Origin of the sequence: Halocatena marina (assembly GCF_023276375.1) — an archaeon.
GTDB lineage: Archaea > Halobacteriota > Halobacteria > Halobacteriales > Haloarculaceae > Halocatena > Halocatena marina.
Genome location: NZ_JALLPK010000001.1, coordinates 3173505 through 3187887 on the forward strand (window position 1 = coordinate 3173505; position 14383 = coordinate 3187887).

The 14383-nt window shown below is 56.3% G+C and carries 16 protein-coding genes and 1 tRNA gene; 11 read left to right on the forward strand and 6 right to left on the reverse strand.

The genetic code is table 11. The features are described 5' to 3' along the window. Positions 1-53: 53 nt before the first annotated feature. From MW898_RS14930 to MW898_RS14960, 7 genes are all read left to right on the forward strand, one after another. Positions 54-860 carry a glycosyltransferase gene (locus tag MW898_RS14930; protein WP_248908563.1) on the forward strand — a complete coding sequence of 269 codons (807 nt, stop codon included), beginning with the start codon at positions 54-56 and terminating at the stop codon, positions 858-860. Continuing rightward, positions 857-1318, forward strand: a complete 462-nt coding sequence (locus tag MW898_RS14935) for a GtrA family protein (RefSeq protein WP_248908564.1) — start codon at positions 857-859, stop codon at positions 1316-1318. Before MW898_RS14930 ends, MW898_RS14935 begins: the two co-directional genes overlap by 4 nt. 53 nt (positions 1319-1371) lie before the next feature. Further along, positions 1372-1446 (forward strand) — tRNA-Met (locus tag MW898_RS14940). Between the two features lie 302 nt (positions 1447-1748). Further along, positions 1749-2885, forward strand: coding sequence for a citrate synthase (gene citZ / locus MW898_RS14945; RefSeq protein ID WP_248908565.1), 1137 nt, complete (start codon positions 1749-1751; stop codon positions 2883-2885). Positions 2886-2958: 73 nt separating this feature from the next. Continuing rightward, positions 2959-3489, forward strand: coding sequence for a hypothetical protein (locus tag MW898_RS14950; RefSeq protein WP_248908566.1), 531 nt, complete (start codon positions 2959-2961; stop codon positions 3487-3489). Between the two features lie 227 nt (positions 3490-3716). Then, positions 3717-4928, forward strand: coding sequence for a threonine ammonia-lyase (gene ilvA, locus MW898_RS14955; RefSeq protein ID WP_248908567.1), 1212 nt, complete (start codon positions 3717-3719; stop codon positions 4926-4928). Between the two features lie 135 nt (positions 4929-5063). Further along, positions 5064-5744: a type I 3-dehydroquinate dehydratase gene (locus tag MW898_RS14960; protein WP_248908568.1), complete on the forward strand. Its 681-nt coding sequence runs from the start codon at positions 5064-5066 to the stop codon at positions 5742-5744. A 7-nt stretch (positions 5745-5751) separates the two neighbouring features. On the opposite strand, the gene MW898_RS14965 is transcribed toward MW898_RS14960, so the two are convergent. Beyond that, the gene (locus MW898_RS14965) at positions 5752-6513 is read right to left on the reverse strand and encodes a proteasome assembly chaperone family protein (protein WP_248908569.1); all 762 of its coding nucleotides are present in this window, start codon (positions 6511-6513) and stop codon (positions 5752-5754) included. A gap of 140 nt (positions 6514-6653) precedes the next feature. Between MW898_RS14965 and MW898_RS14970 the strand changes: the two genes are divergently transcribed. From MW898_RS14970 to MW898_RS25660, 3 genes are read left to right on the forward strand one after another with little or no spacing between them, the layout of a single operon-like run. Beyond that, positions 6654-7559 carry an RsmB/NOP family class I SAM-dependent RNA methyltransferase gene (locus tag MW898_RS14970; protein WP_248908570.1) on the forward strand — a complete coding sequence of 302 codons (906 nt, stop codon included), beginning with the start codon at positions 6654-6656 and terminating at the stop codon, positions 7557-7559. Further along, positions 7556-8068, forward strand: a complete 513-nt coding sequence (locus MW898_RS14975) for a DUF7122 family protein (RefSeq protein WP_248908571.1) — start codon at positions 7556-7558, stop codon at positions 8066-8068. Before MW898_RS14970 ends, MW898_RS14975 begins: the two co-directional genes overlap by 4 nt. Further along, on the forward strand, positions 7998-8285 hold the full coding sequence (locus MW898_RS25660; RefSeq protein WP_264822285.1) for an AbrB/MazE/SpoVT family DNA-binding domain-containing protein: 288 nt from the start codon (positions 7998-8000) through the stop codon (positions 8283-8285). The genes MW898_RS14975 and MW898_RS25660 overlap by 71 nt, the downstream gene beginning before the upstream one ends. A gap of 218 nt (positions 8286-8503) precedes the next feature. On the opposite strand, the gene MW898_RS14980 is transcribed toward MW898_RS25660, so the two are convergent. Then, a complete protein-coding gene (locus MW898_RS14980) occupies positions 8504-10018 on the reverse strand; it encodes a DUF790 family protein (protein ID WP_248908572.1) in 1515 nt (504 codons plus the stop codon). A gap of 2 nt (positions 10019-10020) precedes the next feature. Then, complete coding sequence (locus MW898_RS14985; protein WP_248908573.1) at positions 10021-11373, reverse strand: DEAD/DEAH box helicase family protein; 1353 nt, start codon at positions 11371-11373, stop codon at positions 10021-10023. 107 nt (positions 11374-11480) lie between these two features. On the opposite strand from MW898_RS14985, the gene MW898_RS14990 reads away from it, so the two are divergent. Beyond that, a complete protein-coding gene (locus MW898_RS14990; RefSeq protein WP_248908574.1) occupies positions 11481-11933 on the forward strand; it encodes a DUF5814 domain-containing protein in 453 nt (150 codons plus the stop codon). 332 nt (positions 11934-12265) lie between these two features. Here the strand turns inward: MW898_RS14990 and htpX are convergent, their stop codons facing one another. From htpX to MW898_RS15005, 3 genes are all read right to left on the reverse strand, one after another. Further along, the gene (gene htpX, locus MW898_RS14995; protein WP_248908575.1) at positions 12266-13132 is read right to left on the reverse strand and encodes a zinc metalloprotease HtpX; all 867 of its coding nucleotides are present in this window, start codon (positions 13130-13132) and stop codon (positions 12266-12268) included. A gap of 110 nt (positions 13133-13242) precedes the next feature. Continuing rightward, positions 13243-13650: a DUF8146 domain-containing protein gene (locus MW898_RS15000; RefSeq protein ID WP_248908576.1), complete on the reverse strand. Its 408-nt coding sequence runs from the start codon at positions 13648-13650 to the stop codon at positions 13243-13245. Positions 13651-13791: 141 nt separating this feature from the next. Next, positions 13792-14382 (reverse strand): RPA family protein, encoded by a 591-nt coding sequence (locus MW898_RS15005; RefSeq protein ID WP_248908577.1) that lies wholly within the window; start codon positions 14380-14382, stop codon positions 13792-13794. Position 14383: the final 1 nt, after the last annotated feature.

Here is a 14383-nt window from a genome sequence, read left to right on the forward strand (position 1 = left end):
CTTCTGCCTGGAAGTCGAACGGCTTTTACCCGCTCGGAGGGGACCGTCCTCAAATGGCGTCTGTTGGTCTCGTAGTACCAGCTTATCAGCCGGTGCCAACGCGGCTTATCAACTACGTTCGTGCTCTTACGGATGCGATCGAACCCGAGACGATTCGCATCGAACTCGATGCACCTGAGGCAGGTGTCGTCGATGCTCTCCAAGACCTCACCGCGACAGTCAATACGGTCCCGTACCGCCGTGGAAAAGGAGTTGCCATCACTGCTGGCTTTGAAGCACTCGATACTGATATTCTCGGATTCGTCGATGCCGACGGAAGCACACCCGTAGAATCAGTCCAGACGATCATCGAATCACTCCAGGACGGATTCAACAATGAGCACGAACGAAATGATCTCGCAGTTGGGTCCCGGCGACACCCAGACGCTGTCGTTACACACCATCAGACACACATTCGCCGCCGACTCGGCGATATATTCGCTCAGATTGCCCGTCGTCTGCTCGGGATCGACCTCTATGATTTTCAGTGTGGAGCGAAAGCACTCACAGCAAAAGCGTGGGATGCTGTGCGTCAGCACCTCTATTCACCTGGATTTGCGTGGGATATCGAGCTCATCACCGTTTCGGTGGCGCTCGGTTATACGATCGATGAGATTCCGATCGCGTGGGAGGATAAAGACGGCTCGACTGTTTCGCCAATCCGGACACCACTTTCGATGGGGCGCGAGCTGCTGGCTGTCCGCCATCGCGCGCGTGCGCTGCAAGGCGAATCCAACGCGACGCACAACAGTGAGGATGAATCCGCGCTGGTCGAACGGGAGAATGAATCCGCTGTGATCGATCAGGAATCACAAGTATGAGCACGATTAGCGAACGCATTCGTGCGCGTCTCGTCAGTATTCGCTTCGGGCAATTCGCATCAGTGGGTGTCGTCGGTGCAATCTGCGATAATCTTGTCCTCGCACTAGGGCTCTCGTTCGAGATGACTCCAGAGCTAGCAAAGATAGCGGGGGCAGAAACCGCTATTATCGTTATGTTCTGGATCAACGAACACTGGACATTCGGAGAAGAAGGCAAGGAAGGAATTCGACCCCTCATCCGACGACTCCTCACCTCGAACGTCGTCCGATTAGGTGGTGTTCTCGTCGCTACGGTCATCTTCTCAGTCGTCTATCGCCAGATCGACGTGCGCATATCGCTCGTCGATTGGGATGTGTGGTTCCTTGTCGCAAACGGCTGTGGGATCATTGCCGGACTCGTTGTGAACTACATTCTTGAAAGCACAGTAACATGGCGCGCCGGGGATGCGTACGAGTAACAGAGGGGACTCGAATCACAACCCTTACTACCGTGTCTCGGATACATGGTAGTAGCGGGATGGGATAGCCAGGAGATTCCGCCGGGCTCATAACCCGGAGATCGGTAGTTCAAATCTACCTCCCGCTATTTTTCGTTTCGTTCACCTACTTCATTTTCGTCTGATTTTATGCTCGAACACAAGCAAGTGTGTGAGTTCGATAGATCTGTTTTCCATCTGACTCGACAGTAGTCGGCAACGGAGAGCTACACCACGACGCGTATCGGTTGGCTGATCAGACAATGGACCGATCTGTCGGCATCGGTCACTCACCAGACGATGGGTGGTGAACGAAATTACAGCAAAAAGGAATGGCAACGAGATTTACGCTCGTTCAAGATGTTCTGCACGAAAGATAATCCTTTTGAACACAGCTATGGAATCGAAGGGTATGCCCGAGGAACTGAGAAGAGGGCTGGAGGGTGTGCTCGTCGCCGAATCCGAGCTAAGCTATATCGACGGCGATGCCGGGCAGCTCATATACCGGGGGTATTCGATCGATGACCTCGCTCACGGAGCCAGTTACGAAGAGGTCTTGTATCTCCTCTGGCACGGTCATCTGCCCGATCGGAACGAGCTTGAATCGTTCGCCGACACGATGGCGACAGAGCGAGGAATCGACAGCGACGTTCTCGAAAGCATTGAGGCGCTCGCTCGCGCTGACGAGGAACCGATGGCGGCCCTTCGAACGATGGTTTCGACGCTTTCTGCGTACGACGACGATGCCGACGCAGATCCAACCGACCGCGAGGCGAATCTCCGGAAAGGAAGACGCATCACTGCGAAGATTCCGACCGCGCTCGCTGCATTCGTTCGAATGCGCGATGGAAACGACCCCATCGCCCCTCGAGAGGACCTCTCGCACGCCGCGAACTTCCTGTACATGCTCAACGATGAGGAACCCGACGAGGTTCTCGAAGAGACGTTCGACATGGCGCTTGTCCTCCATGCCGACCACGGCCTGAATGCCTCGACGTTCGCCGCACTGGTCACCTCATCGACGCTTGCAGATCTCCACAGCGCTATTACCAGCGCGATTGGAACCTTGAGCGGATCGCTTCACGGCGGCGCGAACCAAGATGTCATGCAGATGTTACAGGAAGTCGACAACAGCGATAAGGAGCCATCGACGTGGGTGAACGACGCTCTCGAAGGTGGCCGTCGGATTCCTGGCTTTGGTCACCGCGTCTACAACGTCAAAGACCCTCGTGCACGCATTCTCAGCGAGAAGTCCGAGGAGCTGGGAGAAGCCGCGGGTGATACGAAGTGGTACGAGTACAGCGTCACCATTGAGGACTACATCAAAGACGAGAAAGGTCTCGTTCCAAACGTCGACTTCTATTCTGCGTCTACGTACTACCAGATGGGCATCCCAATTGACACGTATACACCTATTTTCGCGTTGTCACGCGCTGGTGGCTGGATCGCCCACGTCCTCGAACAGTACGAAGACAATCGTCTCATTCGACCACGCGCCCGCTACGTCGGAGCGAAAGACCGCGAATTCACCGAACTCGACGCCCGCTGAATCGCGCGAAATTTTCGTGTCTTCGCGGAAGATAGATACAGTTATATTTGATGTTTACAGATTATCATTTAGTGTGATCGACTTGGCCTCGCTCATAGAACTGATCTTTTCGTTCGCCTATACGTCAGGGCTGCTGGGCCTTCTCGGCGTGTTTGGCTACTCGTTTCTCGTAGCGCTGGTCCTTCCGATGCCCGGGGAGGTCGTTCTGGCCGTTCCGATCGATCTTGGGATCTCTCGGACGATGACGATAGCACTCATTATCGCCATCAGCAGCCTCGGAAAAGCTATCGGAAGCCTCGTAGCGCTTCGAATTGGCGAGCAAATCACGCAACTCAGGCCAATTGAGGCGTTGAGCGAGTACCTGCCATCACCCCCGACCATCGTCGAACGAGACGGTCGCGTCGTCGGGTTCGTTCAGCGATATGGCTACGTTGGTCTTGCACTCGCACTCGCGGTGCCGCTCATGCCCGACACGGCGATCATCTACGGATTCAGCGTCATCAAAATGAATCCGATCAAATTCATGCTCGCAGCCTTTACGGGAACCATCTTTCGGCTGCTTACAGTCCTCGGGCTAGTCGAATTCACCGTCTCCTTGTTCTGATACGCCAGTTCGTCCGAGCAGACAGAAGCGATGAAAGAGATATAGAGAGCTCTGTACCCGTCCAAACATCTCACGAGCGACGCGCAACCAGCGCGTCGTCCAACAGTTTCACTTTCAGTGTAAAAGGGGAGTATTTATGTTGAGTTGGTCAGATGAACAACTGTCACACGCTCCAACTCCCCTTTTTGGAGCGTTACACGTAACCCTGAGCCAGCGGTATGCTGCGTATGCTTTCGTTCGATGACGTTTTTGCCGCGCGCGACCGGGTCGGTGACGTCGCTCGTCACACCCCGCTCGAACGTTCCACAACGTTTTCCGAACACACTGGTGCTGAGATCTATCTCAAACTCGAATTATTCCAACGAACCGGTGCGTTCAAAATTCGTGGAGCGACGAACCGTATTGCGACGTTGAGCGAATCGGAGCGCGAGGCTGGTGTCGTCACCGCAAGCGCCGGTAACCACGCACAAGGTGTTGCACTTGCGGCGACGCGGGCGGGTGTCGATTCGAAGATCGTCATGCCAGAACACGCACCAATTTCGAAAGTCAGGGCAACAGAAGGATACGGAGGTACTGCTGTCCTCCACGGAATCGACTACAACGAGGCGCAAGAGCACGCACACGAGATCGAGCGAGAGGAAGGGCGTGTCTACCTCCATGCATTCGATGACTGGGACGTAATGGCAGGACAGGGCACGACTGGACTCGAAATCATGGATGACTGTCCAGACGTAGACACCGTCGTCGTTCCGATCGGTGGCGGTGGACTCATCGCGGGAGTGGCAACAGCTGTGAAAGCAGTCGACCCCGATGTCCGTGTCATCGGCGTGCAAGCCGACGGAGCCTCAAGCGTGGTAGAATCGATCGATGCTGGCGAAATCGTCGAATTGGAGACAGTTGATACGATTGCAGACGGTATCGCTACCCGTCGTATCGGTTCGAAGCCGTTTCAAGTCATCCAGAAACGGGTCGATGAAGTCGTCACGGTCCCCGATTCGGAGATTGCGATGGCGATCACGCTATTGCTCGAACGCTCGAAAGTCGTCGCAGAGGGGGCTGGGGCAACCGCGCTTGCTGCTGTGCTCGGGAACGCGTTCGAATACGAAGCTGGTGAGACGATCGTCCCACTCTTGTCCGGTGGCAACATCGATCCGAACGTCCTCACGACGGTACTCATGCGCGGACTCGTCCAGAGCGGGCGATACATCAAGCTGCGCACGGTTCTGAAAGATAAACCCGGTGCGCTCATGGACCTCTCGAAGATCGTCGCAGAGAACCGTGCGAACATCTACGGCATTCAGCACGATAGGACAGCGCGGGACATCGGAATGGGTTCAGCAGAGGTCGAGCTCGACCTCGAAACCCGTGGTCACGAGCACGTCGAACAACTCATCGCATCGCTCGAAGCGCACGGATATCCAGTCGATGTGCTCGTGTGAGCGGCACCGATCCTGATTGTCCGACGATCAATCGGAGAGGACCGACGGAGGGTGAAGCGGAAAGGTGGACAGAACGAGACGAATGGAGTCGTCCAGATGACGAGGAGTTTTGGCTATCGGCACAGATCCAGACGTATGGACTTCGATTCGTTCGTGCTTTCGGCTGCCACCGCCGATCTGTCACAAGAGCCGTTGGCCCGCGAGCACGCTGATGCAATAGAGTTCCGGCTCGATCTTGCAGATTCGCCCCTTGATCAGCTTGCTTCGTACGACGGCGATCTTCCAGTTATTGCGACGAATCGCGTCGAACGGGAGGGTGGCGACAGCCCTGAGACGCCAGAGCGACTCGAAGCGCTTCGTCTCGCAGCCGAACACCCGATGGTCGAGGCGATCGATGTCGAGCTATCTGCTATCGCAATGGGGTCAGGATTAGAGACCATCGAGCATGCGAGCGATCGCGGCGTCTCGGCAATCATTTCGATCCACGACTTCGAGGAGACCCCCGCGATTGCCGAGATGGAGCGGCTCCTCACGAAGACGGACGAGTACGGTGACGTCGGTAAGCTGGCGGTGACAGCAACGACGCTCGACGACGTGCTCCAACTGTTTGCAGTCACACGGACGCGTACGCAAGCGGGACAGCGAGTGGCGACGATGGCGATGGGCGCAGTCGGTCGCCACTCGCGGGCCGTCGCGCCGCTCTATGGCTCACGAATCGGCTACGCACCGGTCGACCCCGAAGATGCGACCGCACCCGGACAGTACGATCTCGCAACGCTTCGGAGTGTGATCGACCACCTCGATGATGGAACGTAAGAAAATGCTACTGAAAGCCACGCAGTGGTTGTGCTTGTGAGCTTTCTTCGGTTTGGGCCTGCTGCATCCGTTTTGCGAATCGTTCGCGTGCTTCTCGAATCTCTTCTGCCTGCTCGATGAGCGACGTGGTGTCGATGTCGATGTCTGCAATCGGTGAAATTCCGTGTTCGAGGAGGACTCGAGATGCTTTCGGGTCCGGAAACTGTGGATTTGCCTCGACAATGAGACCGACGCCCGTCAGATTCGCCCCAATTGCTTCGTGGAGGAGCGCTCCAGTCGGCCCACTAACCAATCCACTCTGTCTGGGCGGAACGATCCCTTCGCGGTCGAGATGTGAAATACCGTCTCCCGTTGCAACGCCGAACAGCTCCGGCGAATTCTCCGTACCGATCTCACCGTCGGCGACGCCCTGCTCAGGGAGCCCGCTGAGAAACAACGGTGTGATTCCGTTTGCTGCGATCCAATCGACAATGCAGCTCGCAAATGTCTCTGTGCTATCTGATGAGATCGGAACGTCGCTATGAAGCACGAGCAGGTCACGCTCGGCGTCAGCGTAGAGCCTGACGGGAGGTCTGAGCACCGAATCGTCCCCGCGATAGACAGCTACAGACGGGAGACCACCACACTGAACGCTCGCGTAGTACGTCATATCGAATGTGTCGATAAGGTGGTCAGTTGCGATCTTTCCGACGAGTCCGACACCCGGAAGCCCCTCGATAAGCATTGGATCATCGAGGTCAATGTCTGTTTGGAGTTTGATGGACGCCATATATCAAACACACGCGTGGTGATGACTTAACGTTCTGCTCGATGCGTATGCTCGAACAACAGTGAACTCTCCGCGCCAGTGGGACAGAACGAGGCGAGGGCTTCCGTAACGCACAAACCCGCTGCTGGCAAAGCTGCGTCATGGTTCTCGAGCGGTACGAGTCTTTTATCGATGATTTCGACGCGTTTCGTGCGGCCTGTGAGCGGTCGCTTCCGTCTGTGGTTCGGGTGAACACCATCAAGACGACTGTCGAACGAGCGCGTGCAGCCCTCGAAGCAGGGGGCTACGCATACGAGCCCTGCGAGTGGCACCCCAAGCTCCTCCGTCTGGAAACAGATAGCCCTGGTACGTCGTGGCCGTACTTTCACGGCTGGCTGTACGGGCAAGAAGAGGTCTCAGCACTCCCCGCTCTCGTCCTTGATCCGAGTCCGGGTGAGCGCATCTTCGACGTCTGTGCTGCACCTGGCAGCAAAACAACACAGCTCGCTGCTATGATGAACGACACTGGAATCTGCGTGGCGAACGACGCCAATCTCGGGCGTATCTCTGCGCTTCGATCGAACGCCGAGCGCTGTGGCGTTTCAAATCTCGCAATTACGCATGGTGATGCCCGCCACGCCTCACTCAAGCCATTTGACGGAGAACTGTTCGATCGAACGCTCGTCGATGTGCCGTGCTCGTGTGAGGGCACGGTCCGGAAGAATCCGACCGTGCTTGAGGAGTGGAGCCGCGAACAGATCAAGGGTGTCGCAGGTGTCCAACGCGGCATTCTCAAGCGAGCGATACAGGTAACCCGACCCGGCGGAACGGTCGTCTACTCCACTTGTACGTTCGCTCCTGAGGAAAACGAAGCCGTCCTCGATCACGTACTCGCAGCTGAGGACTGTCGCATCCGTTCGTTCGACGCACCGCTGGAGACTCGTCCCGGCGTGACCGAGTGGAACGGTGAACAGTTCGATCCGAGCGTTCAACACGCAAAGCGCATCTACCCGCATTTGAACGACACGGGTGGCTTTTTCTGTGCGAAACTGGAGGTAGAGGCGTGAGCGAACAGAATATCGGCCAGCAGTTCGACCGCTTGCCCGCAACATCGACAGAGCGAGTTGTTGACGGTCGGCCGACCCGCGAGGAAGTGCTCGCGTGGTGGGACGAACGGTTCGGTGTTCCGCCTGACGTCTTCGATGGTCACACGTTCTGGGAGAAAGGCTCGGGAAAGCTCTGGGCGTTCTCTGGCGACGTACCTTCACCAGCCACGATCGAGGCGCTTGGCATCACGTTCCTCCGCGTCCGCCAAGAGCATTGGAAACCCACGACGGACGCCGTCCAACGCTTCGGGCAACATGCCACGAAAAATGTCATCGATCTTGAAGACGAGCAAGCCCGTGCGTTCGTCGCTGGTGAGGATCAAGAACGAGCGTGGGACGGCGACTGGGGCTATCTGATTGTTACACACACTATTGCAGGCGAACCGGAGCCGCTCGGGGTTGGTCTCTACGTGTACGGCGAACTCCGCTCACAGATTCCGAAAGGACGACGACGCAACATCTCACAATGAGACAACGGTCAGGGTAGACACAAAAGGACGAATTGTCATCCCCATCGAAGTTCGAAAACAACTCGGGCTACGGCCTGGGAGCGAGGTGACTGTGACTGCTACGAATGGACGGGCAATTATCGAACCGGAATCCGACCCCGAGCAGCTAATGTGCGACCTAGAGGCGATGATCGACGAAGCGGTCACGAATCGTGATCGCCGACTCGATTCACGATAGCTTCGATGGACAAATCGAGCTGTTGATGATTACAATGAACGAGGCGTTCCGTGGTGCAGGACAGACGAAAGTGGATGTGGGATGTGGGGCTTATCTCTCGCTGAAGATTATTTGCTTCCCAACCGCCTACGCATCCCATCACTGAGATACGACATCGCGGCGTCGAACGTGGTGACATCACTCTCGTGTTTCTCTAGATCTGCCACCGACCCAGTTACTCATTTTTCACGAATCGTCCCTCCGCTCAATCCGTCCCACGCCACACGGTAGCCGAGGTGTGAGAGAACAGCGCTCGTGTCATCGATTCCGTCCTCGTCGAGAACGGTTGCAACGGCGGAAAGTGACATTCCAGATTCAATTTGTTCGTCAATTCGTTCGAGGACAGCAGGCCGGACGAGCGTTCGTCCGACGCGCGCGTGTTCAGGGAACGCCTTTGCTTCGATCGCGGATTCGCTGACAGCGTACGCGGTGGCGAGTGCTTCGAGGGTCACAACATCGTGCGTGGGTACAAGTTCGTTCGGAAGATCGTCGGCGCTTTGCTCGACCAACTCGGCTTCGTGACGACGGAGCGCATCCCGAACGTCTTTGAGACGGACAGTGCCGCTGTAGGGAATGGCACGGTGATCGAGCGATTCGATCTGTTCGCCAACACCGAGCGATTCGTCCACAGCGACGAGCAGTTCCACGTCTTCGAGGTCAGCGAGTCGGGAGAGTTTCTTCTCGACGTATGCGGGGGTCCAAAAGCCCATGATTTCGAAGAACACGCGGAAATCCGCGCTGTGGGGCTGCCAGTCGAACGCAAAATCCGGAATAACGACGTGGGCACCCGCTGCCAGCGGCTCTGGTTCGCGCACAAGGGTCCAATCGAGATCGAGACTCGAAAACCGGGCCGCAAAGTCACTCTCGACGCCGCTGTCGAACGTCATCTCCGTGACGGGGTCCACGTCGGGAACAGAAACATCCTCATGCGTGAGCTGGAGCCTGCGTTCGGTGCCGCGGTCGTCAATGGACGCTTGGAGGTGCCACTCGGGCGCGCGGGCAATCGTACGGAGGAGGCGTGCAAACCGCGTACCATAGCGACGAGAGCGTCGAAAGAGCGCGTCGGGACCCGTGATGTGAACCGTCCGTCCTGCGTCCGTCTTCTCGATCTCGTACATCAACCGCAGCCGTTTGACCGCCGAAACGAGAGCCTTCGGATCCGAACTGCGCACCCGGACGTCGGTAGCGTCGAACAGCGCAGTTTGGGCGAGCGACAGATCGTACTGATCGAGCAATTCGTCAGGGCTCCATCGAGCGTCGAACGCGGTCATGACCTGCCGAGCATCGAGATCGTCGTAGAGGCACGCGTCGAGTTTGTCTGGCGAGACTGAGAGACGCTCTGCGGCCCGTGAGAGCGCTTCAGTGCGTTCTGATTCGGTGACAACACCGATCGCTTTTGCTGCCTCGAACACCGTCCGGCGGGCATGCACTGGCTCGATTGGTGATTGGGTCTCGAACACCGCTTCGCGTTCGAGTAACTTTGCGAATCCCCGAACCAGTTTGAAATCGTCCGACTCGCGTTCGATGGCAGTCAGCGCCTCATCCAGCGCTTCATGCTGTTCTCCGACATGACCTTGATAGACGCCGAGAACACGCGCAGCGAGCGCACGATGATCGTCGCTCGCGTGATCGACGAACTGTGGATGGTAGCCTCCGCTTGCGCGAGAGACACGAAGGAGATCTTTCGTGAGCATCGTTACCGACGCCTCCGTGAGATGCGTTCTTCTGCTGTCTCTTCGGTCACGATCTCATACAGCAGCGCTCGCTCGCCGTCTGTCTTCGGTCGCAGTATTCGACCGAGCCGCTGTGTGAACTCGCGCTGACTGCCACTCCCTGCCAGCACGACACCGACGTTTGCGTCGGGGACATCGACGCCCTCATCGAGGACGTTGGCAGTGACGACCCGCGAGTACGTCCCATCACGGAACCGATCGAGAATTTCGCGGCGCTCGGTCGTTCCGGTGTGATGAGTGATTGCCGGGATGAGAAAGCGTTCTGCGAGCCGATAGACGAACTCCGTTGAGGCAGCGAACACGATGATACGGTCGTCTCGGTGGCGATCGAGGATGGTCGTGAGTTCATCGACTTTTCCATCCGCGTTCATCATAATGTCGCGGGCGCGTTGTTTTGCTAACAACGCCTCCCGTGCTCTCGGATCGGTGCCAGAGCGCATCACCAGCTTCTGATAGTCACTCCCCTGACGGAGGGTCAGATTCGAACGCTTCAGGTAGTCAGTGAACGTCTCTTGGGCGTGTTCGTAGCGTTCTCTTTCGTCGGCAGTGAGTGAGACAGTGAGGCGTTTGATGTCGTAGGGTGCGAGGTGCTCACCAGCGAGATCATCCACAGCGAGGCGGTAGACACATTCACCGATCAGTTCCGCAACGACCTCGTGTGCGTCGTCAGGTCGTTCGAACGTAGCGGTGAGACCCATACGAGCGGGAGCTGCGAGCAATCGAGCAATATCCCGGTAGCCCTCGCCACCAAGATGATGGACTTCATCGAAAATCACGAGACCGAAACGGTCGCCAATGTCATCAGCCCGCAGGTACGCGGAATCGTACGTCGATACGGTTACGTTTTCGATCCGCTGTTCACCACCACCGAGTTGACCCACGGGGACTGCGAATTCCTCGCACAGTTCTCGACGCCACTGATCGAGAAGATCGATCGTCGGAACGACGACGAGCGTCGGAACCGAGAGTGCTTCGATGGCCCCGATACCGATAACGGTCTTCCCGCTACCAGTTGGTAGTTCGAGCACACCGCGACCGTTGTTCTCTCGCCACGCCGCAAGCGCCGCCTCTTGATACTCCCTGAGTTCATACGTAGAAGAGAGATCGAGCGACGGAATCGATAGTCGTGATGTGTAGTCAACCGACTGTTCGTCGAGAGCCCCAATGAGATCAGAATAGCGGTACGCGGGCGCTCTGAAAGCCTCAGAACGTGGATCGTAATCGATACTGGGGAGATCAAGATCAGGTTTGGACACAGAGTCAGCGTGTGCTCCGTCGATACGGATGGTTCCGTCTTCGAACGAGAGCGTCAGCACAGTAGTCCGGTACGTGATTTACGAGACTAAAGCTTCCCCTTCGATCTAGCGTCGGCCAGTTCAGCGAGGACGCGTCATTTTTTACGCTCGAAATCATCCATAGACACGTGGCTATCACGGACAAAATCTATCTCAAAAACCATCGCCAGATCGTCTCCCAACTCGAAACGTCCATCCCAAAAAGCGCGTTCGCGGGCGCAACGATGGACGTTCTCTACTCCGGTGAGGGGCTTTCACAACTCGACGATGCGACCCGTGATCGACTCCTCGATTTTGCGAGTGACTTCCTCGATTGCGAGACGGAAGCGGAGCTCTACACCGGCTACCCCGAACGAGCGTTCATCCGCTATCTCCTCTCGCTGCGCGAACAGGGACTCGGGCCGGATGCGATCGTGGATGTGATGGGCGATGACTACATGCTCTATGCGTATCCTGGCGATGTCCTCTCGTTTCTCGATGATTCCGTGCGAACGCTCGAAGCTGTCGAGGATCTCGCACACGTAGACGAGAACGAAAGCGCTGCGAGAGCCGCTGCTGATAGAATTCGGAAGATAACATGAAGCAGCACCCACAGCTAAGCGCGAGACAAACAATCCAAGAGAACTGTTGAAAGTGCCCCGAACCTTCCCGTCTCATCGGTTTCTGCAGATGACATTTGGAGTGTCTCCAGTTGCGCCATCCAACCGTTTTGATTGCTAATGGTCCGTGGGAAGGAATGTCGAATGATCTTTTATACGGGGCACGTGATTGTATGACAGTCCCAAAGGTATACCTTACGCCTAGTATACACGGCCATTTATAAATCTATTGTCAAAATTGAGAATCACTTGCGGATGAGAGGGTATCTTATGACAGAAATGTTAATTAATGTACATTGGCGTTCAAATAATGTTCATGTTTTTGATATTTCTTGTTCAAGTGTCTGCAGACGATCAACACGATCTCCAACAGCAGGATGGGTTCGGAACCATTTGGTGAGTCGTGTTTCCACGTCTTTGAACATCAGAGCGTTCGTTCCGGCGCGTGCCCGGAGGTCGTCGCTCGGAACCGAATCCATTCTTCCGCTGATTTTCATAAGGGCAGACGCGAGGGCCGAGGGGTTCCCCGTGATGCTCGCTGCCCCTCGGTCAGCAGCGAATTCGCGGTAGCGCGACAACAACCGAAGAACGAGTGTCGAAGCGATCCACACGCCAGCCGAAGAAGCGAGTGCGACCCAGAGGTACTGGTTGCCACTGTCACCGTCCTCAAACATCCATCCCCAACGGAGGACAAAGTACGCCATCGTCGTGATACCAGAAGCGATCGTCATAATCGCCATGTCACGGTGCATGACGTGTGCGAGTTCGTGAGCGAGTACGCCATCGAGTTCGTCCTCATCGAGCGTTTCGAGCAGGGCACTCGTCACGCACACGACTGCCGTTTCCTGAGAGCGCCCCACAGCGAACGCATTGGGGACCCGTGTATCAGCGACAGCAACGTTCGGTGGAGGAAGGTCTGCCTGCCGAGCAAGTCGCCCGATCCGTGCGTGGAGGTCAGGATATTCAGATTCGCTCACAATCTGTCCACCCATGCTCTTGAGAGCAAGCTTGTGGCTCCAAAGGAACTGAAGCACAGACACAGCCCCAATGGCTGCCACGACCGCGAGTTGTTCATTGAAGTACACAGCGAGAACTGCTGCGAAGCCGACGTACAACACTCCCATGAGGAGTAATACACCAACCATTCGGAGGTAGAGGGACCAATCCCGCCGGAAGACCATACTAACACTTCGATCGACAGGTCAATAAACGTTCTTGCTGAGAACAACTATCTGAATGATTTCTATTTTTGTAGAGGATCGTGGAACCGCGAGGAGAGAGTCTGTCACTGTCAGCCCAACCGATACGACTCGTCGGTGTCGGTATCATCGAGATCATCGAGAACGATGACGTCCTCGTCATTGTAGTCATCGAGTTGCTGGGTGAGTTCCGTCACGTAGCGTTTGTACTCATCGAGCTGCTCTCTGAGGTGTTCAGCCTCAAGTTCGAGCCGTTCGTGTTCACGAACAAAGCTCTTCGGGACCTCGATTTTCGGCGGAAAGCTCTCTTGCTCGGCTCCGTTGTCGTTGATTTCGTGTTCTGGAACGACTCGGACCTGACCATCGTGGGCAACGAGCTGGTCTACATAATCGCGGAAGACCGCTGACAGTGAAATATCTCGTTCCTCTGCGATATCCCTCAGCACCTCAAATACATCTTCGTTGACACGAAACGAGATCGTCTTATTCTTGTTGCCCATCGGTGTACAATATTCATTCTACCCACTTAATCGTTCGTCAGACAGCGACTCAGTCGCCGTTGACGGACAACAGCCAGAACCTGACAATTGAATGTCGTTTTTTGTTCGCCGAATTAGTCGATATCGCACCACGGCGTCGTGCTACATCGACGGTTCGGGACTAGCTTCTTCATCAAGTTTTTCGAGCGCACTCATGGCGCTCTGTTTATACTCATCGACGGAGCGTGCATACTGTTCGTCAGCCATCCGAGCGTATTCGGTGTTCGCGTCCGCAATTGTCTCGACGCGTTCGATGGTTCGCATCGCGGTTTCGGCGACCCAGCGATCGCGTGTTCCGGCGTCGATAATCGAAATCGACTCGGGACGCAGCGAGACGTTTACGGTACCGTCGTCAGTTTCGTACGTCCGGGGCTTACCGACGATCGCAACGTACGACGGTGGCTCCGTTTCGCGGAGGACACCCGCTGCCTCGGGCTGGTACTGTCCAGCGTATACGAAGAACGTACCTGTTGGGTCGATGACGCGGCCCTGCCAGTACTCACTCTCTGAGCCGACGTCTTCCGTTTCGGTGAGCGTCCCGACGACGAACACCCGGTTTGCGCGCTCGCCGGTCGGGAGAAGCGCATAGACAGGCGCGCGCTCTTCGTTCGATTCCTTGAACGTGTAGGTAGCGTCGTTGAATTCGCGGGCGAACACCCGTCGAGCAACTTCGCGGGAAGGAGCAGCAGACATG

What these genes read in the sequence shown, in the direction of transcription:
- MW898_RS15000 (WP_248908576.1), bottom strand. Translation starts at nt 13,650, where the DNA reads ATGGGCAACAAGAATAAGACGATCTCGTTTCGTGTCAACGAAGATGTA.
- MW898_RS15005 (WP_248908577.1), bottom strand. Translation starts at nt 14,382, where the DNA reads ATGTCTGCTGCTCCTTCCCGCGAAGTTGCTCGACGGGTGTTCGCCCGC.
- citZ (WP_248908565.1), top strand. Translation starts at nt 1,749, where the DNA reads ATGCCCGAGGAACTGAGAAGAGGGCTGGAGGGTGTGCTCGTCGCCGAA.
- htpX (WP_248908575.1), bottom strand. Translation starts at nt 13,132, where the DNA reads ATGGTCTTCCGGCGGGATTGGTCCCTCTACCTCCGAATGGTTGGTGTA.
- ilvA (WP_248908567.1), top strand. Translation starts at nt 3,717, where the DNA reads ATGCTTTCGTTCGATGACGTTTTTGCCGCGCGCGACCGGGTCGGTGAC.
- MW898_RS14980 (WP_248908572.1), bottom strand. Translation starts at nt 10,018, where the DNA reads ATGCTCACGAAAGATCTCCTTCGTGTCTCTCGCGCAAGCGGAGGCTAC.
- MW898_RS14965 (WP_248908569.1), bottom strand. Translation starts at nt 6,513, where the DNA reads ATGGCGTCCATCAAACTCCAAACAGACATTGACCTCGATGATCCAATG.
- MW898_RS14970 (WP_248908570.1), top strand. Translation starts at nt 6,654, where the DNA reads ATGGTTCTCGAGCGGTACGAGTCTTTTATCGATGATTTCGACGCGTTT.
- MW898_RS14930 (WP_248908563.1), top strand. Translation starts at nt 54, where the DNA reads ATGGCGTCTGTTGGTCTCGTAGTACCAGCTTATCAGCCGGTGCCAACG.
- MW898_RS14960 (WP_248908568.1), top strand. Translation starts at nt 5,064, where the DNA reads ATGGACTTCGATTCGTTCGTGCTTTCGGCTGCCACCGCCGATCTGTCA.
- MW898_RS14935 (WP_248908564.1), top strand. Translation starts at nt 857, where the DNA reads ATGAGCACGATTAGCGAACGCATTCGTGCGCGTCTCGTCAGTATTCGC.